General features: G+C 69.8%; 26 protein-coding genes and 1 tRNA gene. 17 read left to right on the top strand and 10 right to left on the bottom strand.

Features of this window, described 5'->3' with window-relative positions; all coding sequences use genetic code 11:
* Positions 1–36: 36 nt before the first annotated feature.
* The 5 genes from ADL03_RS04675 to ADL03_RS04695 form a co-directional block, all read right to left on the bottom strand.
* Positions 37–321: a septal ring lytic transglycosylase RlpA family protein gene (locus ADL03_RS04675; protein ID WP_053732163.1), complete on the bottom strand. Its 285-nt coding sequence runs from the start codon at positions 319–321 to the stop codon at positions 37–39.
* Between the two features lie 117 nt (positions 322–438).
* Positions 439–831: a contact-dependent growth inhibition system immunity protein gene (locus ADL03_RS04680; RefSeq protein ID WP_053732115.1), complete on the bottom strand. Its 393-nt coding sequence runs from the start codon at positions 829–831 to the stop codon at positions 439–441.
* 160 nt (positions 832–991) lie between these two features.
* Complete coding sequence (locus ADL03_RS04685) at positions 992–1,420, bottom strand: OsmC family peroxiredoxin (RefSeq protein WP_053732164.1); 429 nt, start codon at positions 1,418–1,420, stop codon at positions 992–994.
* Between the two features lie 146 nt (positions 1,421–1,566).
* Positions 1,567–1,639: transfer RNA gene (locus ADL03_RS04690), tRNA-Gly, on the bottom strand.
* A 38-nt stretch (positions 1,640–1,677) separates the two neighbouring features.
* On the bottom strand, positions 1,678–2,076 hold the full coding sequence (locus ADL03_RS04695; protein WP_053732165.1) for a hypothetical protein: 399 nt from the start codon (positions 2,074–2,076) through the stop codon (positions 1,678–1,680).
* A 159-nt stretch (positions 2,077–2,235) separates the two neighbouring features.
* Here ADL03_RS04695 and ADL03_RS04700 point away from each other — a divergent pair, with 159 nt between their 5' ends.
* The 3 genes from ADL03_RS04700 (at position 2,236) to ADL03_RS04710 (ending at position 4,957) form a co-directional block, all read left to right on the top strand.
* Positions 2,236–3,564 carry a sigma-70 family RNA polymerase sigma factor gene (locus ADL03_RS04700; RefSeq protein WP_053732116.1) on the top strand — a complete coding sequence of 443 codons (1,329 nt, stop codon included), beginning with the start codon at positions 2,236–2,238 and terminating at the stop codon, positions 3,562–3,564.
* Between the two features lie 73 nt (positions 3,565–3,637).
* Positions 3,638–4,075 (top strand): hypothetical protein, encoded by a 438-nt coding sequence (locus ADL03_RS04705; protein ID WP_053732117.1) that lies wholly within the window; start codon positions 3,638–3,640, stop codon positions 4,073–4,075.
* A 15-nt stretch (positions 4,076–4,090) separates the two neighbouring features.
* Complete coding sequence (locus ADL03_RS04710) at positions 4,091–4,957, top strand: Fpg/Nei family DNA glycosylase (RefSeq protein WP_053732118.1); 867 nt, start codon at positions 4,091–4,093, stop codon at positions 4,955–4,957.
* Here ADL03_RS04710 and ADL03_RS04715 read toward each other — a convergent pair.
* Genes ADL03_RS04715 through ADL03_RS04725 form a run of 3 tightly spaced genes read right to left on the bottom strand, consistent with a single transcriptional unit; the run spans position 4,950 to position 7,650 of the window.
* A complete protein-coding gene (locus tag ADL03_RS04715; RefSeq protein WP_053732119.1) occupies positions 4,950–5,534 on the bottom strand; it encodes an LUD domain-containing protein in 585 nt (194 codons plus the stop codon). The genes ADL03_RS04710 and ADL03_RS04715 overlap by 8 nt on opposite strands.
* The gene (locus ADL03_RS04720) at positions 5,531–6,955 is read right to left on the bottom strand and encodes a LutB/LldF family L-lactate oxidation iron-sulfur protein (protein WP_053732120.1); all 1,425 of its coding nucleotides are present in this window, start codon (positions 6,953–6,955) and stop codon (positions 5,531–5,533) included. The genes ADL03_RS04715 and ADL03_RS04720 overlap by 4 nt, the downstream gene beginning before the upstream one ends.
* On the bottom strand, positions 6,937–7,650 hold the full coding sequence (locus tag ADL03_RS04725; RefSeq protein WP_197288079.1) for a (Fe-S)-binding protein: 714 nt from the start codon (positions 7,648–7,650) through the stop codon (positions 6,937–6,939). Before ADL03_RS04725 ends, ADL03_RS04720 begins: the two co-directional genes overlap by 19 nt.
* 114 nt (positions 7,651–7,764) lie before the next feature.
* Here ADL03_RS04725 and ADL03_RS04730 point away from each other — a divergent pair, with 114 nt between their 5' ends.
* Positions 7,765–9,018, top strand: coding sequence for a sensor histidine kinase (locus ADL03_RS04730; RefSeq protein WP_231641510.1), 1,254 nt, complete (start codon positions 7,765–7,767; stop codon positions 9,016–9,018).
* A 959-nt stretch (positions 9,019–9,977) separates the two neighbouring features.
* Here ADL03_RS04730 and ADL03_RS48110 read toward each other — a convergent pair.
* Complete coding sequence (locus tag ADL03_RS48110) at positions 9,978–10,145, bottom strand: hypothetical protein (protein ID WP_166048541.1); 168 nt, start codon at positions 10,143–10,145, stop codon at positions 9,978–9,980.
* A gap of 102 nt (positions 10,146–10,247) precedes the next feature.
* Between ADL03_RS48110 and ADL03_RS04735 the strand changes: the two genes are divergently transcribed.
* The 11 genes from ADL03_RS04735 (at position 10,248) to ADL03_RS04785 (ending at position 20,215) form a co-directional block, all read left to right on the top strand.
* A complete protein-coding gene (locus ADL03_RS04735; RefSeq protein WP_053732123.1) occupies positions 10,248–11,111 on the top strand; it encodes a S49 family peptidase in 864 nt (287 codons plus the stop codon).
* A gap of 72 nt (positions 11,112–11,183) precedes the next feature.
* Positions 11,184–12,038, top strand: coding sequence for a LytTR family DNA-binding domain-containing protein (locus tag ADL03_RS04740; RefSeq protein ID WP_197288080.1), 855 nt, complete (start codon positions 11,184–11,186; stop codon positions 12,036–12,038).
* Complete coding sequence (locus ADL03_RS04745) at positions 12,035–12,463, top strand: hypothetical protein (RefSeq protein WP_053732125.1); 429 nt, start codon at positions 12,035–12,037, stop codon at positions 12,461–12,463. The genes ADL03_RS04740 and ADL03_RS04745 overlap by 4 nt, the downstream gene beginning before the upstream one ends.
* Position 12,464: 1 nt before the next feature.
* Entirely contained in the window at positions 12,465–14,264 is a 1,800-nt protein-coding gene (locus ADL03_RS04750; protein ID WP_053732126.1) for a cation acetate symporter, read from the top strand.
* A gap of 255 nt (positions 14,265–14,519) precedes the next feature.
* Entirely contained in the window at positions 14,520–14,870 is a 351-nt protein-coding gene (locus tag ADL03_RS04755; protein WP_053732127.1) for a DUF485 domain-containing protein, read from the top strand.
* The gene (locus ADL03_RS04760) at positions 14,867–16,459 is read left to right on the top strand and encodes a cation acetate symporter (RefSeq protein WP_053732128.1); all 1,593 of its coding nucleotides are present in this window, start codon (positions 14,867–14,869) and stop codon (positions 16,457–16,459) included. The genes ADL03_RS04755 and ADL03_RS04760 overlap by 4 nt, the downstream gene beginning before the upstream one ends.
* 123 nt (positions 16,460–16,582) lie before the next feature.
* Entirely contained in the window at positions 16,583–17,068 is a 486-nt protein-coding gene (locus tag ADL03_RS04765) for a SigE family RNA polymerase sigma factor (RefSeq protein ID WP_231641512.1), read from the top strand.
* On the top strand, positions 17,065–17,838 hold the full coding sequence (locus tag ADL03_RS04770) for a hypothetical protein (RefSeq protein ID WP_053732130.1): 774 nt from the start codon (positions 17,065–17,067) through the stop codon (positions 17,836–17,838). Before ADL03_RS04765 ends, ADL03_RS04770 begins: the two co-directional genes overlap by 4 nt.
* 61 nt (positions 17,839–17,899) lie before the next feature.
* Positions 17,900–18,238 (top strand): rhodanese-like domain-containing protein, encoded by a 339-nt coding sequence (locus ADL03_RS04775; protein WP_082372888.1) that lies wholly within the window; start codon positions 17,900–17,902, stop codon positions 18,236–18,238.
* 2 nt (positions 18,239–18,240) lie between these two features.
* A complete protein-coding gene (locus ADL03_RS04780) occupies positions 18,241–19,146 on the top strand; it encodes a DUF4328 domain-containing protein (protein ID WP_197288081.1) in 906 nt (301 codons plus the stop codon).
* Positions 19,147–19,204: 58 nt separating this feature from the next.
* Entirely contained in the window at positions 19,205–20,215 is a 1,011-nt protein-coding gene (locus tag ADL03_RS04785; protein WP_053732131.1) for a glycerophosphodiester phosphodiesterase family protein, read from the top strand.
* Between the two features lie 9 nt (positions 20,216–20,224).
* Here ADL03_RS04785 and ADL03_RS04790 read toward each other — a convergent pair whose 3' ends face one another.
* Positions 20,225–21,412, bottom strand: a complete 1,188-nt coding sequence (locus ADL03_RS04790; RefSeq protein ID WP_053732132.1) for a cytochrome P450 — start codon at positions 21,410–21,412, stop codon at positions 20,225–20,227.
* Positions 21,413–21,499: 87 nt separating this feature from the next.
* Here ADL03_RS04790 and ADL03_RS04795 point away from each other — a divergent pair, with 87 nt between their 5' ends.
* A complete protein-coding gene (locus tag ADL03_RS04795) occupies positions 21,500–22,240 on the top strand; it encodes a glycerophosphodiester phosphodiesterase family protein (protein WP_053732133.1) in 741 nt (246 codons plus the stop codon).
* A gap of 26 nt (positions 22,241–22,266) precedes the next feature.
* Positions 22,267–23,220, top strand: coding sequence for a DUF5926 family protein (locus ADL03_RS04800; RefSeq protein ID WP_053732134.1), 954 nt, complete (start codon positions 22,267–22,269; stop codon positions 23,218–23,220).
* Positions 23,221–23,256: the final 36 nt, after the last annotated feature.

Here is a 23,256-nt window from a genome sequence, read left to right on the forward strand (position 1 = left end):
CAATTGGGTCAAGCCAACCGAGGTTTTTCTACTCGTTCACACCTTTGTCACCGTCACGTTGATCACGCCCTGTGACAGCGGGGCGAGTGCTTTGAAGGCGCGCGGGGTCAGGTCGACGCATCGGCCGGTGATGAACGGGCCGCGGTCGTTGATCCGGATGGTCACGGTCTTGTTGTTGGAGCGGTTCTTCACCTTCACGCGGGTACCGAAGGGCAACGTTTTGTGCGCGCCTGTCAGCTTGTTCGGGTCGAAGCGCTCGCCGCTGGCCGTGGTGCCGCCGCCGGTGTAATAGGAGGCCTTGCACGTCTCGGCCGAGGCCACGGGGGAGAAGAGCACAGCGGAAGCGGCCAGTGACGCCAGCGTGAGACCGGCCGCTGCGAGGGTCTTTGCCATGGCACCAGGAACTCAGCCCGTGGCAAAGAGACGCCTAACGGGCGCCTAACCGGGGAACTGGTCGGCCGCGGTCACGAGCAGCTGCCAGTCGCCGTCGGGCAACGTGCGCAGCCGGTCCAGCACCACGGACATCCGCTCCAGCAACGCCGGGTGGTCCGTCCAGAACGAGTGGTCCACCCGCAGCAGGGCGGCGAGCAGGTCGCCTGGGTAGAGCGCGACCGACCGCAACGGGTCGGCCTCCACGTGCTCCAGCGCCAGCACCGCCGTCACGTCGAGCCCCACCTGGTGCGTGACCAGCAGGTGCAGCGACGTCGGCGTCAGCTCCCGCACGGGCAGGTCCCGCAACGCGCAGAGGTCCCGGTACAGCTGGGTGGACGACGAGTCCGGCCTGCGCCAGTCGTCGTCGCTCAGGTGCGCGAGCGTTTCGTCCCGGTCCACGCGCCCATCGTGCCCGCAGAAGCCGTCGGCAGCAGGTGCGCTGAGGCAACGGTTCGGCATTGAGCCGGTCGAGAGAGCTGCTCGACCGCTCCTGCGAAGGGTCGAGCAGCCCGTGCGGTACCGCGGGCACCTGGTCGGTCACGGGCCCGCGGCGCTGCCGTCAGGCCAGGGCGGCGTCCAGCGTGATGTTCTCGACGGCCGCGAGCGCCTTGGAGACCGGGCAGTTGGCCTTGGCGCCCTCGGCGGCCGCCTTGAAGTCCTCGTCGGACAGGCCGGGCACGTTGGCGCGCACGGTCAGGTGGATGCCGGTGATGCCGACGCCCGCCTTGAACGAGACCTCGGCCTTGGTGTCGATGGAGGTGGGCGGCGTGCCGGCACCGGTCAGGCCGTGCGACAGCGCCATCGAGAAGCACGCCGAGTGGGCCGCCGCGATGAGCTCCTCGGGGCTGGTCTTGCCACCGGCCTCCTCGGCACGCGCCTTCCAGTCGATGTCGAAGCTGCCGCTGTTCGACGTGGAGAGGCTGACGTTGCCCTTGCCCTCGACGAGAGAGCCTTCCCAGTGCGTGTTTGCCGTCTGAGTGATGGCCATGATGTCCAGGTCCTTGTCAGTTCGATGCGAGAGAACACCGACCACCTTTCCACGTGATCGCCCCGCGATCATCCCGGGAACCACGTGGCGGGAACTCCCCGAGCAACGCAGAAGGCCGGTGCCCAATGGGCACCGGCCTTCTGGAGAGCGGATGACGAGACTCGAACTCGCGACCCTCACCTTGGCAAGGTGATGCGCTACCAACTGCGCTACATCCGCCTGTCTTGCTGTGTTACGGGAAGAACTATACAACAGCCTCAGACGGCATCTCGACCGGGGGGCTCCAAACCGGCCAGCAGCTGATCTACCTCGTCCAACTGCTCCTTGGGCCAGCGCCACTCCCACAGCGCCCGCACCTTGGGCAGCACATCGACGGGTAACCAGGCCGCGACCTCCTCGCGGAGGTCCCAGTCGTCGAACACGTGCTCGTAGAAGCTGATCAACGCCGCGTTCTCCAGGAACTGCTCCGGCTGGTGGAAGCACCAGTGGGCGAACCCGTACGCGCGCCGCAGCACGTCGTCGTCCTGCTCGCGGTGGGCCTCCATCGCCAGCTGCGACAGCTCGGAGAAGAAGACGTGGCAGGACCACTCCTCGGTCATGGCGACATCGCGAAGTTCCGGCACCAGTGCCGTCGCCCTTTCCCGCCAGTCCACCACGAGGACCAACGGTAGTCGGTGGATCTTCCCGATCCGACCGCCGACGCCCACCTGTGACCGCCTCGTCACCGAAAGCATTGCGCTGATCAGCCCACACCGATCGGATGGTCTTGTGTATCGACCTGTTCTCATCCAGGGGCAGGCTTGGCCCCTTGTGGCATGTTGAGCCATGTGATGGTCGACGAGAACGAGGTCGACCGGGACCTGCTCGCCAGGGTGCGCGACGGAGACGACTCGGCCTACGGCGAACTGTTCTCCCGGCACGCGGACGCGGTCCGCCGTTTCTCACTCAGGCACGTCCGCGAGGCGGCCGAGGCCGACGATCTCACTGCGGAGTCGTTCTTCCGCATGCTGCAGGCGATCCGCCGGGGCAGCGGTCCCACCGATCACGTGCGCACGTACCTGCTGACCGTCGCGCGCCGGGTGGCGTGGGAGTGGAGCGGGCGGCGGCGTGACGTCCCGGTCGACGACGAGGAGCTGAGCAGGCGGACCGAGCCGGTGGCCGACAACGCCGCCAGGCGCGCCGAGCACAACCTGATCACCCGCGCGTTCTCCAGCCTGCCGGAACGCTGGCGCGTGGTGCTGTGGCGCGTCGAGGTGGAAGGCGAGCGCCCCGCCTCCGTGGCACCGCACTTCGGGCTGTCGCCGAACGCCATGTCGGCGTTGGCGCGGCGTGCGCGCGAGGGGCTGCGCGCGGCCTACCTGCAGGCTCACCTCGCCGTGGACGACGGGCGGTCGTCGTGTGCGGCGATCAGGGCCAAGCTCGGCACGTTCACCGCCGGCGGGGTCCAGGGCGTCGAGGAACGCCGGATCCGCGCCCACCTGGACACCTGTTCGTCCTGCTCACAGCTGCACGCCGAGCTCAACGAGGTCTGCGCGACGCTGCGGGCCAACGCGGCGTTCCTGGTCGTGCCGTCCACGCTCGGGCTGGCGTTCGCCGGCAAGGTGCTGCTCGGCAAGGCGAAGCTGGCCGTCGCCGCCGCGTCGATCGCCACGATCGGGCTGGTCGGGACGGTGGCCACGGTGTTCTCGGACGGGCCGGGCACGGCGCTGCTGCAGCCCGACCAGAACCCGGTGGTCCAGTCGCTGCCCTCCGGCACGACCAGCGGCCACAGCCAGGAGCTCGTCCAGGTCCCGCCCGCACCCCAGCAGCACCAGCCCCAGCAGCACCGCGAGAACGTGGTCGTGCCCGTCGGGAACCGTCCCGCTGGCGAGACGGTGCGCAGGACGTCGTCCGCCCCGCCGCCGGCCACCGAGCAGCGGCGCGAACCGGCGACCGAACGCGCGGAACCGGTCGGCAAGTCGTCGGGCCCGGCCACCTCCGAGGTCGAGACGACCACGGAGTCGACGCCGCGCGGGGTCAAGTCGCTCGACACGCCGTCCTCGTCGCAGCCGCCTTCGACCAGCTCAACGTCCTGCTACCCGCCACCGGCGCCGCCCACGACGTCGACGACGATCACGCTCTACCCGAAACCGCGGACCGACTGAGGTTCACCCACAAGGCTCACCCCGAGACCGGTACGGTTTGACCAAGACCGACTGAGCGTGGGAGACGGGTGTCATGACGCGGCTGGTGCGCGGTGCGGACGGGCGGATGTGGACGGTGCACAGCCGCATCGAATGGCGCAATCCGGTGATCTCCGATGACTTCGAGCACGATGTGAGCGGTGGCGCGCTGCCGGGCATCATGATGGCCGGCCTGCTGCTGATCATGGCGGTCGTGCTGGTCGCGTGGACACCGGAGCAGGTCGTCGTGCCGTCGTGGCTGGTCCTCGCGTTGATCATCTTGTTCCTGTTCTTCCCGGTCCGCTGGGCGCTGCGCCGCCCGCACACGCTGGTCGCCGAGAGCAAGGCGACCCCGGACGAGCTGCCGCCGGAGCGCTGGGTCGGCCAGGTCCGCGGCCCGCTCGCCGTGCGCCAGGAGGCCTCGCGGGTGGCCAGGACGATCGAGATGCACTCGCTGCCCGACGTCGAAGGTCCGCTGCAACCCGTCGACTGATGCGACACTGGACCGGTGCCCGAGCTACCCGAGGTAGAAGCACTGGTTCACCACCTGCGTGAACACGCTGTCGGCCGCACCGTGCACCGCGTCGACGTGGCGTCGCTCCAGGTGCTGAAGACGTTCGACCCGCCGTGGACCGCGTTGCACGGCCAGGAGGTCGTGGCCGCGCACCGGCACGGCAAGCACCTGGACCTGGAGGTCGCGGACGGCTTGCACCTGGTCGTGCACCTCGCACGGGCCGGGTGGCTGCGCTGGGCGGACACCATGGCGGCGCCACCGCCCAAGCAGGGCCGCGGGCCGCTGGCGTTGCGCGTCCACCTCGGACCGCCCGGCCAGGGACCCGGCTTCGACCTCACCGAGGCGGGCACCAAGAAGGGGCTCGCGGCGTGGATCGTGCACGACCCGAAGACGATCGCCTCGATCGCGCGGCTCGGCCCGGACGCGTTGCAGCTCTCCCGCACCCAGCTCGAAGACCTGCTGCACAAGCGCACCGAGCGGCTCAAGACCGCGCTGACCGACCAGAGCCTGATGGCGGGCATCGGCAACGCCTACTCCGACGAGATCATGCACCTGGCCCGGCTCTCGCCGTACGCCACGGCCGGGCGCCTGGACGACGAGCAGCTGGACCGCCTGCACGAGGCCATGATCAGCACGCTGACCGACGCCGTGGCGCGGTCGGTGGGGCAGGACGCGGCCCGGCTCAAGGGCGAGAAGCGCTCCGGCCTGCGGGTGCACGCGCGGACCGGGCTGCCGTGCCCGGTGTGCGGCGACACCGTGCGCGAGGTGTCGTTCGCGGACAAGGCGTTCCAGTACTGCCCGACCTGCCAGACCGGCGGCAAGCCGCTGGCCGACCGCCGGTTGTCCCGCCTGCTCAAGTGACGATCAGGACCTCCAGGGTGCGGGGGCCGTGGACGCCCTCCACCCGGTTCAGCTCGATGTCACTGGTCGCGGACGGGCCGCTGATGAACGTCAACGGCCGCGTGGGTTCCAGCCGTGCCAACGCTTCCGGCACCGATCCGGCGATCTGGCCGGCCCGCACCACGCACAGGTGGTAGTCGGGCAGCAGGGTCAGCGCACGCCGTCCCTGCGCCGCACCGCCGTCGAGCACGATCGTGCCGGTGTCCGCGATCGCGACCGCGCACCCGGTCAGCACGCCGTCCGCCCCGTCCAGCTCCTCGATCGACAACGGCTCGCGCAGCCACTCGACCCCGTCGACCAGCCACTCCTCCGGCAGCTCTGGTGGAGCCACGATCCGCTTGCCGCGCAACGAGGTCAGCGCCGCCGGGACGTCGGTCACCACCCGCACGACCGCCCGGTAGTCGGCCACGCGCTCGGCGAACAGCTCGACGCCGCCCGCTCCGGTCCGGTGGTAGCCGCGGACGACGGGCTTGGCCGGCGGCACCTGCGCGGCACGGATCCGCCGGAGGATCTCCTCGCGTGCGGCCGTGTTCGTCACTTCTCGCAACGGTTCTCCTTCCACCACGCGCGGAACGACTGGGCGGGCGGAGCGGGCACGTCCCGTGAGGACGTCCACCTCGACCCCGGCCACGGCAGCGACGTGATCTTCCCGTCCCTGGCCAGGAACCGGGCCAGCGAACCGACCTGCTGCGCCTTCTCGTAGCGCGCGGCCGACCCGAACACCCACGCCGCGGCCGCCATCGCGACCGATTCCGCGGTGCGCCCCTTGGCTTCCACGACCTCGGCGCGCAGGTGCGTCAGCACCGACGGGATGTCGATGCGCACCGGGCAGACCTCGAAGCACGCACCGCACAGCGAGGAGGCGAACGGAAGTGACGCCGCCTGCGGGTCGTGCAGGTCGCCGACCAGCTGCGGCGTCAGGATCGCGCCGATCGGGCCGGGGTAGACCGAGCCGTACGACTGGCCGCCGGTGCGTTCGTAGACCGGGCAGACGTTCAGGCACGCCGAACACCGGATGCACCGCAGCGCCTGACGCCCGACGGAGTCCTGGAGCGTCGCCGTGCGGCCGTTGTCGATCAGGACGAGGTGGAACCTCTGTGGACCGTCGCCGGGCGTGACGCCGGTCCACACGCTCGTGTACGGGTTCATCCGCTCCGCCGTGGACGACCGCGGCAGCAGCTGCAGGAACACTTCGAGGTCCTGCCACGTCGGCACGAGCTTCTCCACGCCCATCACGGTGATCAGCGTGTCCGGCAGGGTCAGGCACATCCGGCCGTTGCCCTCGGACTCCAGCACCACGATCGACCCGGTGTCGGCGACGGCGAAGTTCGCGCCGGAGATCGCCACCTTCGTCGTGAGGAACTTCTGCCGCAGGTACACCCGCGCCGCCTCGGCCAGGTCCGCCGGCTCGTCGGAGACCTCGACACCCATGCGGCGCTGGAAGATCTCCCGGATCTCCGAGCGGTTGCGGTGGATCGCCGGCACCAGGATGTGCGACGGGCGGTCGTCGCCGAGCTGCACGATCAGCTCCGCCAGGTCCGTCTCGACCGCGTGCACGCCACCGGCTTCGAGCGCCTCGTTCAGCCCGATCTCGGCGGTGGCCATGGACTTGACCTTGACCACCTCGGTGGCGTTCTCGGCACGGCACAACCCGAGCACAATCCGGTTGGCCTCCTCGGCGTCCCGCGCCCAGTGCACGACACCACCGCGGGCCGTGACCGACTCCTCGAGCTGCACCAGCAACGTGTCGAGCCGCGCCAGGACGTCGTCCTTGATCTGCTCACCGGCGACGCGCAGCTGCTCCCAGTCGTCCACCTCGGCGACCGCGGCGGCCCGGCGCCCGCGGATGGTCCCGGTGGCCTTGCGCAGGTTCTGCCGCAGCTGCGTGTCGCCGAGAGCGGCCTTGGCGGCCTTGGGGAACGTGGGACTGCCCAGCCACGTCACGGGGTTGCGCGCCACGGGTCCTCCTCCGTCGAAGCCAGGATCTCCGCCAGGTGCACCGTCCGCACGCCCGTCCGCAGCCGCGACAGGCCACCGCCGATGTGCATGAGGCAGGAGTTGTCACCGGCGGACAGCACCTCGGCGCCGGTGTCGAGCACGCACCGCATCTTGTCCGCCAGCATCGCCGTGGACGTCTCGGCGTTCTTCACAGCGAACGTGCCGCCGAAGCCGCAGCACTGCGTGGCGTCCGGCAGTTCCACCAGATCGAGTCCCCTGACCGCCCTGAGCAGCGCCAGCGGCTTGTCACCGACACCCAGCATGCGCAGCGAGTGGCATGTGGGGTGGTAGGTGACCCGGTGGGGGAACCACGCACCCACGTCCGTCACTCCGAGCACGTCCACGAGGAACTCCGCGAGCTCGAACGTGCGCGGGGGAGCGGTGCCGAGCGTCGGGTGGACCTCCCTGACCATCCCCGCGCATGACCCGGATGGCGCAACGATGTGGTCGTACTCCCCGAAGACGTCGGTGTACTTCCGCGCCAGCGGCCGCGCGTGGTCGCGGTACCCGGTGTTGAAGTGCATCTGGCCGCAGCACGTCTGGTCGAGCGGGAAGTCGACCGTGCAACCGAGGCGCTCCAGCAGCCGGACCACGGCACGCGCCGTCGACGGGAAGAACGTGTCGGTCAGGCAGGTCGCGAACAGAGCCACTTTCACCCGCACACCCTCTCCCCAAATTCATCGGATGTCTAGCCGGACCGGTGGACCGTACGGGGGTACGACGGTCGTGCCTCTTGCTATAGGGGCACCCCACAGCACAGCATGTGCCATGTGGGCGACCTGTTGACCGAGCGCGCGGTGCTCGGTGTCATCGCGACCCTGGCCGTTCTCGGCCTCTTCGTGATGCTGTGCCGCGCTCGACGGGTCAGCACCTCCGTCGAGGACGCCGTGATGGACATGCTCGACCGCATGTCCAAGGCGTCGAGCGACCTGCGCGCGGGCCTGACCCAGGAGGCCGCCGACAAGGCCACACCCCACCTGCGCGAGATGCTGCGCTGCGTCGCGGTCGCCATCACCGACGAGGAAGGCACCGTCCTGTCGTGGGACGGCGGCGCGAACGACCACTACGAGTACCTCCGCGACACCGTTGCCCGTGCGATCAACGCCTGCCACAAGGAACACGTCGACCACCGCAAGCTCGGCTGCGAGCTGCAGGGCCCGTGCTCCCTGCACAGCGTCGTCGTGGTCCCGCTGGTCGTCGAGGGCGAGGTGGCCGGCACGTTGATCGTGGTGAGCGGCGTCGCCTCGAAGCGCCAGATCCGCATGGCCGAGGAAACCGCCCGCTTCGTCTCGACCCAGCTGGAGCTGGAGGTCGTCCAGAAGCAACGCCAGGCACTGGCCCAGGCCGAGGTGAAGGCCCTGCGCGCCCAGATCTCACCGCACTTCGTCTACAACGCCCTGAACACGATCTCCTCGCTGATCCGCACCGACCCCGCGCACGCCCGCGAGCTGCTCCAGGAGTTCGCCGAGTTCACGCGCTACTCGTTCCGCACCGACGGCCTCTTCACGACCCTGGCCGACGAGCTCACGAACATCCACCGCTACCTGACCATCGAACAGGCCCGCTACGGCTCCCGCCTCAACGTCCGCCTGCGCATCGCCCCCGAGGTCCTCCAGGTCGTACTGCCGTTCCTGGTCCTGCAACCCCTGGTGGAAAACGCGGTCCGCCACGGCCTGGCCAAGAAACCCGGCGGCGGCATGCTCACCATCACCGCCGAGGACAACGGCAGCGAGGCCCTGATCAGCGTCGAAGACGACGGCGTCGGCATGGACCCCGACCGCCTCGACGACATCAAGGACGCCCACCAAACCGGCGCGCACGTGGGCATCGGCAACATCAACGACCGCATGCGCACCGTCTTCGGCGCCGAATACGCCCTGGTCGTGGAAACCGCCCCGAACGCAGGCACCAAGGTCATCCTGAAAGTGCCGAAGTTCGCCCGCAACGTCCTGCCGAACCTGAACATCGGCTCCCAGATGACCGACGAGCCGATGACCGCCGAACAGCCCGTGGTCCGCGCCTGACCTTCGCCTTGTGCACGCCTGATCCGCGCCGCGTCGCGAGCCTGGCTCGGACCGCCGTCGCGGCCTGCCCCGCCGCCGTTGCGCTTCCGCCGAGCCGACCCGCGTGCGCTTCGTTCGCAGGCTCGCGCAGGGGTCCCCTCGGAAGTTGGATCCCCCGCGACCCAAAGTACGCGCGAGGTCTGACAGTTTCGGGCAGGTCGACGCAGGCCAGCGCGGAGGCAGGCCAGCGCCGAGGCAGACCAGGAGGACGCAGGCCGGGGCGACACGAGGTGGGAGTGGTGGTCAAAAACGGGACAAGCCCCGGCAGACGACTCTTGCCAGCACCCGGACCTCAACCCACCGATCGAGCGAAGCGAGACGAATCTCCTTCACCTCAGGCTTTCCGCACCCGTCGAGCGAAGCGAGGCGTTTCTACCTTCCCTTGACGGGTAGCGATATCAAGGCCCTCGACCTGCGATTGGGGCTTGACTTTGAGGGCGGGGCGATACCCTGGTAGGGATCGGCCGGGCTCCCTTATGCCCGGCTTTTGAAGGCCGACTCATCGCCCCGTTAGAGGCTCGAAGTCAAGCCCCAATCGCGATCGTCGCCGATCGTCGCGAAGCGGCGATGAACCCCGAACGTCGTCCCTGCCTGCAAGACCACCCACCCAAGGCGACACGCAAACGGACCCAACTCAACCCCGGTGCCAAGGCAACAGGCAAACGAACCCAACCCTCAAAGGTGACCCGCTCCACAACTTGCATCGTCAACCAAGCTCAACCACAGCCCCCAACCTGCCGATTGTGGTGTTGACCAATGAACAGCCGCCCGTGACCGAACACGGCCCGGCCGCGAGTTAAGGGCATCGTCAATTGCAGGAACAACAAGCACCTGAGCGTGTCCGCGTCTGCATCAAGTGCACCGCAAAGGGTTATTCCAGCTGCAGGTGCTGACCCGGAGCATCGCACCAAACCCGCAGGTCAGCGCGCTGCAACCGCCAGTGTCGTGATCAGCACGACGGCGCAGACACTCCAGCTCACCCACATCCAGTAGATGTGCATCGGCGTCGGTCCGGCGGCGTTCTGCCTGCCCCGGTCGTCCCACCACTCGACGTAGCGCTCGAGCCAGCGGATGGGGTTGAACGTCACCTGCCGACTCTAACCCGGTAACACGTGTTCCACGTCACGCGGGAGCAACCTGTCGCCGGTCCTGCTCCCGCGTGACCGGGAAACGCACGTACTGTCGAGTACATGAGCGTCACGGACAAGATCGCGGCCCGTCTTCCGCGGGTCATGGACCGGGGTGAGCGCCCGCCGGTGGTCGCGGCAGTGCGGTTGCACGGGGTGATCACCCCGCAGTCGTCGCCGGTGGCTCGCAACACGATCAGCCTCCAGAACGTGGAAACGGCCATCAACCGGGCGTTCGACAACGAGCGGCTCATCGCCGTGGCGCTGCTCATCAACTCGCCTGGTGGTGCGCCGACGCAGTCCGCTCTGATCGCCGAGCGCATCCGTGAGCTCGCGACGAAGAAGCACGTGCCGGTGCTCGCGTTCTGCGAGGACGTCGCGGCGTCCGGTGGTTATTGGCTGGCGTGCGCGGGTGACGAGATTTATGCGCACGGAACGAGCCTCGTGGGTTCCATCGGTGTCGTGAGTGCCGGGTTCGGGCTCAACGGCCTGCTCGACAAGGCCGGTGTGGAGCGGCGGGTCTACACGGCCGGTGCGAACAAGGTGCGGCTCGACCCGTTCCAGGAGGAGAAGCCCGAGGACGTCGAGTGGCTCAAGGGGCTGCACGCGGACCTGCACGAGCAGTTCAAGCTGTGGGTGAAGGAACGCCGTGCGGCCAAGCTCAAGGCGGCCGACGACGAGCTGTTCACGGGTGAGGTGTGGACCGGCGGCAAGGCCGTGGAGCTGGGGCTGGTGGACGGCATCGGCACGATCCGGTCCGTTCTCGCCAAGCGGTTCCCGAACGCCGAGCTGACGATCGCGGAGCCGCGCCGGCCGCTGCTCGCGAAGCTAGGACTTGCCGGGACGACCACCCGATCGGGGGATCTCGTCACGCAGGTGCTCGCGAGCCTGGAGGAACGTGCTCGCTGGTCCCGATTCGGGCTGTGAGCATCAGTTCGGTTTCGCAGGGCGTGTCGAGGCCCGTTCTGGCGTAGACATGACCGCACATTGATGGGCAAGATGCCCGACACAGTGAGTATCCAAGACAACGCCGGTCTCCTCGTCCTCGCAGTCGATGACGAGGCTCCTGGCCTGAGCGAGATCAAGTTCCTCCTCGAGAGCAGCCCTCACATCCGGCGCGTGCTGACGGCGTTCGACGCCGCGGAGGCGCTGCGCATCCTGAGGGGTGACTACGAGCAAGAGGTGATGGCGCGCACCAAGGCCGGCCTGCCGCCGGTCGACGCGGTGTTCGCCGACATCAACATGCCTGGCCTTTCGGGCATGGATCTCGCGCGGGTGCTGTCCGCGTTCAGGTACCCGCCGGCGCTCGTCTTCGTCACGGGTGTGGAGGAACGGGACGCGCTCGTCACGGCGTTCGACGTGGGTGCGCTCGACTTCATCAACAAGCCGATCAACGAAGAGCGCGTGCTCAAGGCCATCTCCCGCGTCGCCGACCGGGTGGGTAGGTCCGCGGCGCCGGTGGCGGCCACGTCCGCTGCTCCCGGTGTGGCGGAGCCGAGTGACGACGAGGTCATCCCGGTCGAGCTCGGTGGCACCATCAAGCTCGTGCCGCGCGCGTCCGTGCGGTACGTCGAGGCGCAGGGCGACTACGCCCGGCTGCACACGCAGGACGGCAGCCACCTGGTGCGCATCCCGCTCGCGCAGCTGGAGGAACGCTGGGCGAACGCGGGTTTCGTGCGCATCCACCGCTCGTACCTGGTGGCGTTGCCGCTGGTGAGCGAGCTGCGGATGACGGCGAACGGCTACGCGGTCGTGATCGGCACCGGTGAGGGCGCCAAGGAGCTCCCGGTCAGCCGCAGGCACACCAAGGAGCTCAAGGAACGGATCGTGCGACCGCCGAAGAGCGGCTGGTGAGCAGGCACGACGCGGGGAAGCCCGAGCAAGCCGGTCGCGACGCCTGGCTCGGTGAGCAGGCCCGCAAGCCGCGCAGGCGCAGGGTCGTGCTCGCGGACTCCACGAAGTCGCGCGGCAAGGCCGTGCGCACGATCATCGAGTTGCAGGAGCAGACCAGCGTCGGTGAGAAGCTGATCCGCGACCTCATCAGGCAGCAGCTCAAGTCCGCGTTCGGGCTCGCCTTCCTGGTGCTGGTCGGGATGTGCCTGCTCCCGATCACCTTCTACCTCTTCCCGGCGATCGGGGACCTCGAGGTCCTCGGCATCGGTGTCCCCTGGCTCGTGCTCGGCCTCGCTCCCTTCCCGGTGCTCTACGGCGTCGGGTGGGTGTTCCGCAGGCAGGCCGAACGGCACGAGCGCGACTTCGTGAACATGGTCGACCGCTGACGTGAACGCCACCGTCTGGAGCCTCACCGCCATCGTCGCCGTCGCACTGGTGACGTTCCTGCTCGGCTACGTCGGGTCCCGCACCGCGAACACCACCCCGGACTTCCTGGTGGCGCGGCGGTCGATCCCGGCGACCCGCAACGCCGCCGCGATCTCCGGTGAGTACCTGTCCGCGGCGTCGTTCCTGGGCGTGGCCGGGCTCGTGCTCAAGGACGGCGTCGACGCGCTCTGGTACCCGATCGGCTTCACCGCTGGCTACCTGGCGCTGCTGCTGTTCGTCGCGGCACCACTGCGGCGTTCCGGTGCGTACACGCTGCCCGACTTCGCCGAGGCCCGGCTGGGGTCGGCGAACGTGCGGCACTTCAGCACGTTCTTCGTGGTCTGCATCGGCGTGCTGTACCTGGTGCCGCAGCTGCAGTCGGCCGGCCTGACGCTCACGACGATCACGGGGCTGCCCGCGTGGCTCGGCGGGCTGGTCGTCACGGCCATCGTGGTGGTCAACGTGCTGGGCGGCGGCATGCGCGCGATCACGCTCGTGCAGGCGTTCCAGTACTGGGGCAAGCTCTTCGCGATCGCCGCGCCCACGTTCGTTCTCTTCGTGGTGTTCCTCGCCGCGCCGGACCGGGGCACGCAGCCGATCACCGACGAGGGCGTGGTCAGGTTCCCCAAGGCCGAGCAGATCACCGTCGCCGAGCAGGACATCAAGGTCCGCGTCGACGAGCCGCTGAGGCTGACGGTGCGCGGGCAGATCGACGGCAGGGACGCCGACGGGCCGGTGTACTGGAGCCGCGGCGTCTACGAGCTGAGCCCCGGCACGGTCATGGAGTTCCCCGCCGGGAGCCCGGTGCCGGTGGTCGAGGGCTCGCCGACGACCAACCACGACTGGCTGCGCCCGCAGACCGGTGGCCTGTCGGACCTGTTCCGGACCTACTCGCTGATCTTCGCGACGTTCCTCGGCACGATGGGCCTGCCGCACGTCCTGGTCCGCTTCTACACCAACCCGGACGGCAAGGCGGCCAGGCGGACGGCGCTGCACGTGCTGTACCTGCTGGGCCTGTTCTACATCTTCCCGACGGTGCTGGGCGTGCTGTCCCGGCTCTACCTGCCGCAGCTGCTGGTGAACGGCAAGACCGACGCCGCGGTGCTGATGCTGCCCCAGACGATGGTGCCGAACCTGGGCGGTCAGATCCTCGGCGCGATCGTCGCGGCGGGCGCGTTCGCCGCGTTCCTGTCAACCTCGTCCGGACTCGTCGTGTCCGTCGCCGGGGTCGTCTCGACGGACATCATGCCGGGCAAGGTTCGTGACTTCCGGTGGGCGACGGTGTTCACCGGACTCGTCGCGATCGCGCTCGCACTGCTGCTCCCGCGCTCCGATGCGTCACTGACCGTGGCCATGTCGTTCGCGCTCGCCGCGTCGACGTTCTGCCCGCTTCTCGTCCTCGGGATCTGGTGGCGCGGCCTCACGTGGGTCGGCGCCGTGTGCGGTCTCGTCGTCGGTGGCGGCATGGTGATCTCGGCCCAGGTGATCAGCGTGATCAGCTCCTACACCGGCCGCTGGGCGCCCGCTGTGTTCACCCAACCAGCGCTGATCACGGTGCCGATCGCGTTCGCGACCATGATCGTTGTCAGCAAGGCGACCCGCAGGCGCGTGCCGGCCGACGTCAGCCAGATCCTCCTGCGGCTGCACGCGCCGGACCCGCTCGGCTTCATCCGCGACCGCGACATCGCCCGCTTCGGGACCGCGGAGGAGAAGGCCAGGATGGCCGGCGGCAAGCGCAGGGGAGCCGGACAAACACGCTGAGTTATCGGCGTTTCGAACGGGTGAAAATTGGTCACTCGAATCGGTGAACGGTGATTCCGGTCACGCTGAGTGCCCTTCGTCTACGAATACTGACCGTTCGTCGCATCACCCGACTGCTTGGCGCATGGCCTCGAACGGAGTCTTACCTGAGTGACTCAAGTCTCCATACGGTTCACGACCAAGAACGGACCGCACCTGGAGGCATCACGTGCCTGTCACGTTGCTGACACCTACGAGTACCGCGAGGAGGGGGTTGTGAGCACCGTCGAGCACACCCCGAGCGAGTCGGGCCCCGATGCGCAGAAGTGGGCCGACGTCCAAGCCAGCGCTGACTTCGTGGAGTTGAAACACCGCCTGCGCAAGTTCGTCTTCCCCGTCTCCGGGCTGTTCCTCGCGTGGTACGTGCTGTACGTGCTGCTCGCGGACTACGCGCACGGCTTCATGTCCACCAAGGTGTTCGGCAACATCAACGTCGGGCTCATCTTCGGCCTGCTGCAGTTCGTGTCGACCTTCGTCATCACGACGCTGTACGTGCGGCACGCCAACAAGAACCTCGACCCGTTGGCGGAGAAGCTCCGCGGTGAGATCGAGGGAGACGGCAAGTGAAAGAGTCCAGCCCGATCCTCAACATCAGCATCTTCGGTGTCTTCGTCCTGATCACGCTGTTCGTGGTCATCCGGGCGAGCCGCAACACCAAGACCGCTGCCGACTACCTCGCCGCCGGTCGTGCCTTCACCGGTCCGCAGAACGGCATCGCGATCGCCGGCGACTACCTGTCGGCCGCGTCGTTCCTCGGCATCGCGGGCGCCATCGCCCTCAACGGCTACGACGGCTTCCTGTACTCGATCGGCTTCCTGGTGGCGTGGCTCGTCGCGCTGCTGCTGGTCGCCGAGCTGCTGCGCAACACCGGCAAGTACACGATGGGCGACGTGCTGAGCTTCCGGATGCGCCAGCGCCCGGTCCGCGCCGCCGCCGCGACCTCGACGATGGCCGTCTCGTTCTTCTACCTGCTGGCCCAGATGGCCGGTGCCGGTGGTCTCGTCGCCCTGCTGCTCGGCATCACGGGCACCGGCGGCCAGGCCCTCGTCATCGCCGTGGTCGGCGCCCTGATGATCGCCTACGTCCTCATCGGCGGCATGAAGGGCACCACCTGGGTGCAGATCATCAAGGCGGTCCTGCTGATCGCCGGTGCCGGCGTCATGACCGTCTGGGTGCTCGGCAAGTACGGCTTCAACCTCTCGTCCCTGCTCGGTGCCGCGGTCGACAACGCGCCGAAAGCGGGCGAGAAGCTCCTCGGCCCCGGCTTGCAGTACGGCAAGACCGGCACCAGCAAGCTGGACTTCCTCTCGCTGGCGCTCGCCCTCGTGCTCGGCACCGCGGGTCTGCCGCACATCCTGATGCGCTTCTACACCGTGCCCACGGCGAAGGAAGCCCGCCGCTCGGTCGTGTGGGCGATCTGGCTGATCGGCATCTTCTACCTGTTCACGCTGGTCCTGGGCTACGGCGCCGGTGCGCTGGTCGGCCCGGACGCGATCAACAAGGCGCCCGGCAAGGCCAACTCGGCCGCTCCGCTGCTCGCGCTCGAACTGGGTGGCCCGATCCTGCTCGGCCTGATCGCGGCGGTCGCGTTCGCCACGATCCTCGCGGTCGTCGCCGGCCTGACGATCACGGCGTCGGCGTCGTTCGCGCACGACATCTACGCCAACATCATCAAGAAGGGCCAGGCGGAGGACAAGGACTCCGAGGTCAAGGTCGCCCGCCTCACCGCGATCGTGATCGGCCTGGTCTCCATCGGCGGCGGCATCGTCGCCAACGGCCAGAACATCGCGTTCCTCGTGGCGCTGGCGTTCGCGGTCGCGGCCTCCGCCAACCTGCCGACGATCCTCTACTCGCTGTTCTGGAAGAGGTTCAACACCTCGGGCGCGCTGTGGAGCATCTACGGCGGCCTGGCCGTGACGATCACCCTGATCATCCTGTCGCCCGCCGTCTCCGGCACGCCGACCTCGATGTTCAAGAACGCCGACTTCGACCTGTTCCCGCTGTCGAACCCCGGCATCGTCTCGATCCCGATCGCGTTCCTGCTCGGCTACGTCGGCACGATCCTGTCGAAGGACAAGGCCGACCCGGTCAAGCAGGCCGAGATGGAGGTCCGCTCCCTCACCGGCGCGGGCGCCGAGAAGGCCATCGCGCACTAGCTTGTCGCACTGCCGAACGGGCCGTCCTGGAGATCTCCGGGGCGGCCCGTTCCGCGTTCGTGCAACCCGGCGGCGGCTGACCGCGTAATGAACGCGAACGCAGCACGAGCATGGGGGATCGGAGTGCGGCGAGACGAGGAGTTCTCGGAGTTCTTCACGAGCCGGTTCGACTGGGCCCGGCGCACCGCGTACGCGTTGTGCGGCGACTGGTCGGAGGCCGAAGAGCTCGCGCAGAACGCATTCGTGCGTGCCTACGCGAAGTGGCCCAGCGTCCGGCGGGAGACCGCGGAGGCCTACGTCCGCACGATCGTGACGCGGCTGTTCATCAACAGCCGCCGCGTGCGCGAACGCCCGGTCGCCGACCTGCCGGAGCACGGCGTCGGCGGCGGTTTCGACGACCCCGACGCCCGCCTGCACGCGGCGTTGCGGAAGGTGCCGCCGAAACAGCGGGCCGCGCTGGTGCTGCGGTACGTGCACGACCTGTCCATCGAGCAGACGGCGGCCGAGCTGGGCTGCTCGGAGGGCAACGTGAAGAGCCAGACCGCCAGGGGCTTGGCGACGCTCCGCGAGGCGTACGGCGAGCCGATCACCACGGAGAGTGCCCGATGAGGATCGAAGACGAGCTGCGCGGAGCTCTGGACGTGCCCGCGCCACCACCGACAACGACGCTGGACGACGTGCTGCGGCGGGGCAAGCGCCGGGTGGCCGTGCGCCGGGCCGGACTCGCCGGCGGTGTGCTGGCCGTGGTGGCGGTGATCGGCATCGGCAGCGTCGCGTGGCGGACGGCAGCGAACCCCGAGCTGTCGCTCGCCGCCGGCCCGGCGTCCTGGCCGCGGGTGAGCTGCGGCGAGGCCGGTCCGCAGCCGGACGTGGTGCGGGACATGGGCATCCGACTGTCCTCGTTCGAGCAGATGAGGGCCTGGCGAGCCGCGGTGCAGGAGGTGGTCCCCGGCCGGGTCGTCGACTCGGAGCTCCCGGAGGACGCCACCAACCCCGCCAGCGTCCACTACGACGACCACAGGGCGTTCCGGGTCGACGTGCTCGACCGGCAGGGCGCGGGGAGCCTGCGGTTCGCGATGGCCCGCTTCCAGGGCGAACCCGCCGCGGCCGCGGACAGCGTGCGGTGGGCGACCGGCACGTGCACCGCGATCCGCCGCTTCACCGGCCCCGACGGCACCGTGTACCAGCTCCACGCGCCCGCCGCCGAGGGGCAGGAGCTGCGCGTGCAGGCCCTGTACGTCTTCCGGCCCGACCACCTGGCGATCCGCGTCGAACAGGTCGACGCGGGCCGGACCAGCGCCAAGCCCACGCGGGACGCCCTGCCGTTGTCCGAAGTGGAGCTCGTGAGGCTCGGGGCCGCCGTCGCGGAGGTGCCCTGAGGGGTGGGCCGTGCCGGGAGGTTCACGTGAGTGCAACCTCCGGCATGGCACCATCTACGGCGTGACTGTTCCCAGCGTGGAGATCTCCGACGTTCCCGCCCAGCTGCCCGAAGGCGCCGTCCTGCTGGACGTGCGCGAGCAGGACGAGTGGGACGCCGGCCATGCGCCCGGTGCGCTGCACATCCCGATGAGCGAGATCGCCGCCCGTCTCGGCGAGGTGCCGAACGACACGCAGCTCTACGTCGTCTGCCGGGCCGGTGGCCGGTCCGCTCGCGTGACGCAGTACCTCAACGAGAACGGCTGGGAGGCCGTGAACGTCGAGGGCGGCATGCAGCACTGGGAAGCGGCCGGGCGTCCGCTGGAGGGCGGCGTCGACGGCATGGAACCCGAGGTCATCTGATCGTGCAGCCGCTGCAGCCGATGCGCGTGGACTGGGTCGCGACACCGCCACCCGGTGCGTACCCGCAGCCCGCGCGCCGGACGCAGCGGCTGCGCTACAACGGTCCGCCGCACTACCCCGTGCCGCCGCGGTGGGGCTTCCCGCTGCTGGCGTGGCGCTGGCCGACGGCCGTGCTCGACACGGCGGAGAGCGCCGACCCGGTCGACGGCGTCCGCCGCCTGGGCAGGACCGCGCAGAACACGCTGTGGCTGGTCGCGTTCGTGGCGGTCTGGGCGGCGGCGTCCGAGCTCTGGCGGTACGTGCTGCTGGCGATGAGCCGCTTCGGCGCGCTCTCGCCGACCGTGGTCAACACCTCGGACGCGATGGTCGTGTCCTCGTCGGCGCTCCTGCTGGTCGGCTGGCCGCTGGCGTTGCTGTTCACTGTGCTGTGGGCGCGGCGTGCGCGCCACGTCGCCGCGACGATCGTCGGCTACGGGCCGTCCCGCTCGGACCGCTCCGCGCTGCTCAGCCTGTTCGTGCCCGGCGTGAACCTCGTCGTGCCCGGTTCGGTGCTCGCCGAGCTGGAACACGCCGTGGCCCGCCGTCCTGCCGACGAACGCCCGCGCCCCTCCCGGCTGCTGCTGTGGTGGTGGGGCCTGTGGGCGGCCTCCGGCGTGCTGTTCATGATCACGGTGCTGTGGCTGCTGCGCGACGGCACCCAGGCCCAGGCCGACGGCGTGCTGCTGCACGCGCTCGGCGACCTGGTGCTGGCCGGCGTCGAGGTGACCACCGCGCTGATGATCCGCCGCATCACGACGCTGCTGCTGCCGGTGGACGCCGCGTCCGTCCGGCTGATGCGCGTCCTGGAGGTGAAGGACGCCCCGGCGCCGCCGCTGCGGCCGTTCCGCGCCTCCGGTTCGCCCCGCTGACCCCCGGCGTTCCCGTCGCGGCCTTCCCGGCGTCGCGCGGCGGTGCCAGGTTGGGTCCATGCGGACACTCATCGGCGCACTGGTGGTCGCGCTGGCCACACCGGGCCTGGCAGCTGCCCACCCACACCGCGACTTCGACCTGCAGGCCCACCGCGGCGGCCTCGGCCTGACCGTCGAGAGCACCCTCGCGGCGTTCGGCAAGGCGCTCGAGCTCGGCGTCACCACCCTGGAGCTGGACCTCCAGATCACCAGGGACGGCCGCGAGGTCATCACCCACGACCGCAGGACCAACCCGGCGAAGTGCCTCGACACCGCACCCGCGTTCCCCGGCGACCCCGACTTCCCCTACGCCGGCAAGTACGTGAAGGACCTGACCTTCGCGCAGGTCAGGACCCTCGACTGCGGCAGCACCCGGTCCCCGCAGCACTCCGGCCAGGAACTCTCGCCCGGCGCCCGCATGCCCACCCTGGCCGAGCTGTTCGCCCTGGCCCGCGAGCACCGCGCCTGGGGCGTCCGCTTCAACGTCGAGACCAAGGTCGAGGCCGCCGCCCCGCACGAGACCGCACCGCGCGAGCAGTTCGTCCAGCGCGCCGTCCAGGAGATCCGCCGCTCCGGCTTCCTGCCGAACGTGACCGTCCAGTCGTTCGACTGGGGCACCCTGATGCGCCTGCGCGAGGTCGAACCCCGCATCCCGCTGGTCGCACTGACCCAGCCCGAGTTCCTGCGCCCCGGCTCACCCTGGACCGGCGGCCTGGACCTCGACGACTTCGGTGGCAGCCCGTCCCGCGCCGTCCGCAGCTTCGGCGCCTCCGCGCTGTCCCCCGTGCACGGCAACCCGCAGAGCGGTGAGGTCGGCGACCCCGACTACGTCCCGTTCACCACCCGCGCCCTGGTCGCCGACGCCCACCGCAACGGCCTCAAGGTCATCCCGTGGACCGTCGACGACCCGGCCACCATGCACAAGCTGATCGACGACGGCGTGGACGGCATCATCACCGACTACCCCGACCGCCTGCGCGAGGTGATGGACGAACGCGGCTTCAAGCTGCCGCACAAGTACCGCGGGTAGGACGTCCGGTCACGCGCCGTCGGCGAGCTGCAGTGCGTGCAGGCCGCGGATCACGAACTCCGCGCGCCGGTCCGGCTGCTCGGCCAGCACCGCGCCGGGCAGCTTGCGGTGCAACGCCGACAGCGCCGCCTCCACCTCGATCCGCGCGAGCGGCGCGCCCAGGCAGTAGTGGATGCCCATGCCGAAGCCGAGGTGCTGGTTCTTCTCCCGGCCGATGTCGAGCTCGTCGGGGCGGTCGAACACCAGCGGGTCGCGTGCGGCCGCACCCAGCAGGGCCGCGATCTTCTCGCCGGGTTCCAGCACGTGGCCCGCGATCTCCACGCGGTCGGTCGCGGTGCGTTCGAAGAGCTGCAACGGCGAGTCGTACCGGATCAGCTCCTCCACGGCCGTGGGCAGCAGCTCCGGGGTCAGCCGCTCCCACTGCGACCGGTGCTCCATCAGCGCGTAGACGCCGTTGCCGATCACGTTGACCGTCGCCTCGTGGCCCGCCATCAGCAGCAGCACCGCGGTGGCGACGAGCTCGTCCTCGGTCAGCCGGGCGCCGTCGGTGTCGGTGACCGCGACCAGGTCCGACACGAGGTCCGCTCCCGGTGTGACCCGGCGCAACGCGATCAGCTCGCGCAGGTAGGCCACGAACTCGGTGGCGGCGCGCTCGGCCGCGTCCTGCTGCTCGGGAGGCAGGCCGTACTCGTACATCTTCACGATCGCGTTCGACCACGGCTGGAGCAGGTACCGGTCCGAGGCCGGCACGCCGAGCAGCTCGGCGATCACCTCGACCGGCAGCGGCGCGGCGACGTGCGCCAGCAGGTCGGCCTGACCGACGTCGGAGATCTTCGCGACCAGCTCGTCCACCAGCCGGTCGGCGAGCTCGGCCACCCACGGCCGCAACCGTTCGACGTGGCCGCGGCCGAACGCGGCGGCGACGAGGCGGCGCAGCCGGGTGTGCACCGGCGGCTCGTTCTCCAGCAGCGAGTTGCGGTGCAGCAGGTTGAACGACATGAACCGCTCCACCGGCTTCACGTCGGACCAGATGCGGCCGAGCGAGCGGTGGCGCAGGACGGCGGAGCAGGCGGCGTGCGAGACGGCGACGGCGATGCCCATGCCCTCGTGGTGGTGCACCTCACCGGCTGCTCGCAGCGAGGCGAAGGCCGGGTAGGGGTCGGCGATGAACTCGGGATCGCGCTGGTCGAACGTCACAACGCGGACGGTAGGTCGAGGTCGCGCCGAAGTCCACGGCCAGTTGATTGACGTCTCAAATTGTTGTGCACGAACTATGGTGCGACTGTGCAGCAGCCATCAGTCGTCGCGCACCGCGGTGCCTCCACCGACCGTCCCGAGCACACGATCGCGGCCTACGAGCTCGCCCTGAGAGAAGGGGCGGACGGGCTGGAGTGCGACATCAGGTTGTCCAAGGACGGCGAGATCGTGTGTGTGCACGACCGCACGCTCACCCGCACGTCCAACGGCCGTGGCACGGTCAGCGCGATGACGTTGGCCGAGCTGCAGCGCCACGACTACGGCAGCTGGCACCGGCACGGCCGGCCCGCCGAGCTGCTCCGGCTCGACCAGCTGCTGGAACTGGTCAAGGGCACGAACGTGCAGCTGTTCGTCGAGACCAAGCACCCGGTGCGCTACCGCAACGAGATCGAGCGCAAGCTCGCCGACGCCCTGGAGAAGCACCGGCTGCGGGAGCAGATCGTCATGATGTCGTTCTCGCAGAGCGCCGTGAAGGTGTTCCGCGAGCTCGCGCCGGACGTCCGCACGGTCCTGCTGCTCGACCGCCTCGGCCGGCACCGCGGCGGCGCGCTGCCGCCGTTCGCCGACTACACGGGGCCGGGCATCCACCTGCTGCGCAACGATCCCGGGTACGTCGACCGCGCGCGCCGGGCCGGGCACGAGACGTACGTGTGGACCGTGGACAGCCAGGAGGACATCGCGTTGTGCCGTGACCTGGGAGTCCGGTACCTCGCGACGAACGCCCCGGCGAACACGCGTCGGCTGCTGACGGCTAATTTGGCGACCTGACACGCCTGAGCACGAGGAGGGCCGAGGTGGCCAAGCGGACTGCCGTCAAGGACGCCCAGAATGACTTTTCTGGCCAGAAGGACGGGATCAACCCGAAGCAGCCCTGCCCGTGCGGCTCCGGCAAGCGCTACAAGGTCTGCCACGGAGCCCCCGGCGGCGCGGCGGACGTGATCGTGTCGCGGCCGTTCGAGGGCCTGGCCGCCGAGTGCGAGCTGATCGCGCTGCGCGAGTTCGTGCCGTCCGCGGTCGCGAAGCTGCCGGTGAAGGACGGCCGGGAGGTCACGCTCGCCACGGTGCTGCCGATGGCGGCGGCCGGGCTGATCCGCGGCGACGACGTGCCGTTCGTGGGCCTGCAGGTGCAGACGCGCTCCGGCGACATCAGCCGGGACCTGGCGCGGGCGCTGCAGTGGGCGCAGCAGGCGAAGGCAGGTGACGTGCTGCCGGTCGTCGGTCCCGACAACGGCGAGCACCCCGGCCGGCTGCAGGACCTGCTCGACCCCGAGGCCGAGATCGTGCCGCAGCTGCACACCGACTTCGTGTGGTGGATGCCGGAGGGCACCGAGCCCACCGGCGACGTCGCCCTGTCGCTGGAGCGCGCCAACTCGGCGATCCTGCCGACCGACCGCGTCGACGCCCCCGGCGTGAAGGCCGCGTACTGGGTGGACGCCGGCGACAAGGCGCACCTGCGCTGGGTCCGCCCGGAGCCGGAGGAGCAGCTGCTGCCCGCGATGGCCCGGCTGGCCGCCCGCGGCGAGCTGGACCTGGGCGAGGGCTCGCGGTACGCGGGCTCGTTCCGCGCGCACGGCCTGCTGGTGCCGGTGTGGGACCTCGACCGCGAGATGCACGCCCGCGAGTGGGCCGGTCCCGCCGAGGCGCTGGGCAAGCGCTTGCTGGAGGCGCTGGCCTCCGACGAGCCGCTGACCGACGCCGAGCGCCGGGCCCGTGACGGCCTGCGCGGCCGCCAGATCACCCTCCGCTGACGTTGTACCCGGAGTTGTACACAGGGTTGTCCACAA

This window comes from Nocardia sp. NRRL S-836, assembly GCF_001279525.1.
Lineage (GTDB): Bacteria > Actinomycetota > Actinomycetes > Mycobacteriales > Pseudonocardiaceae > Lentzea.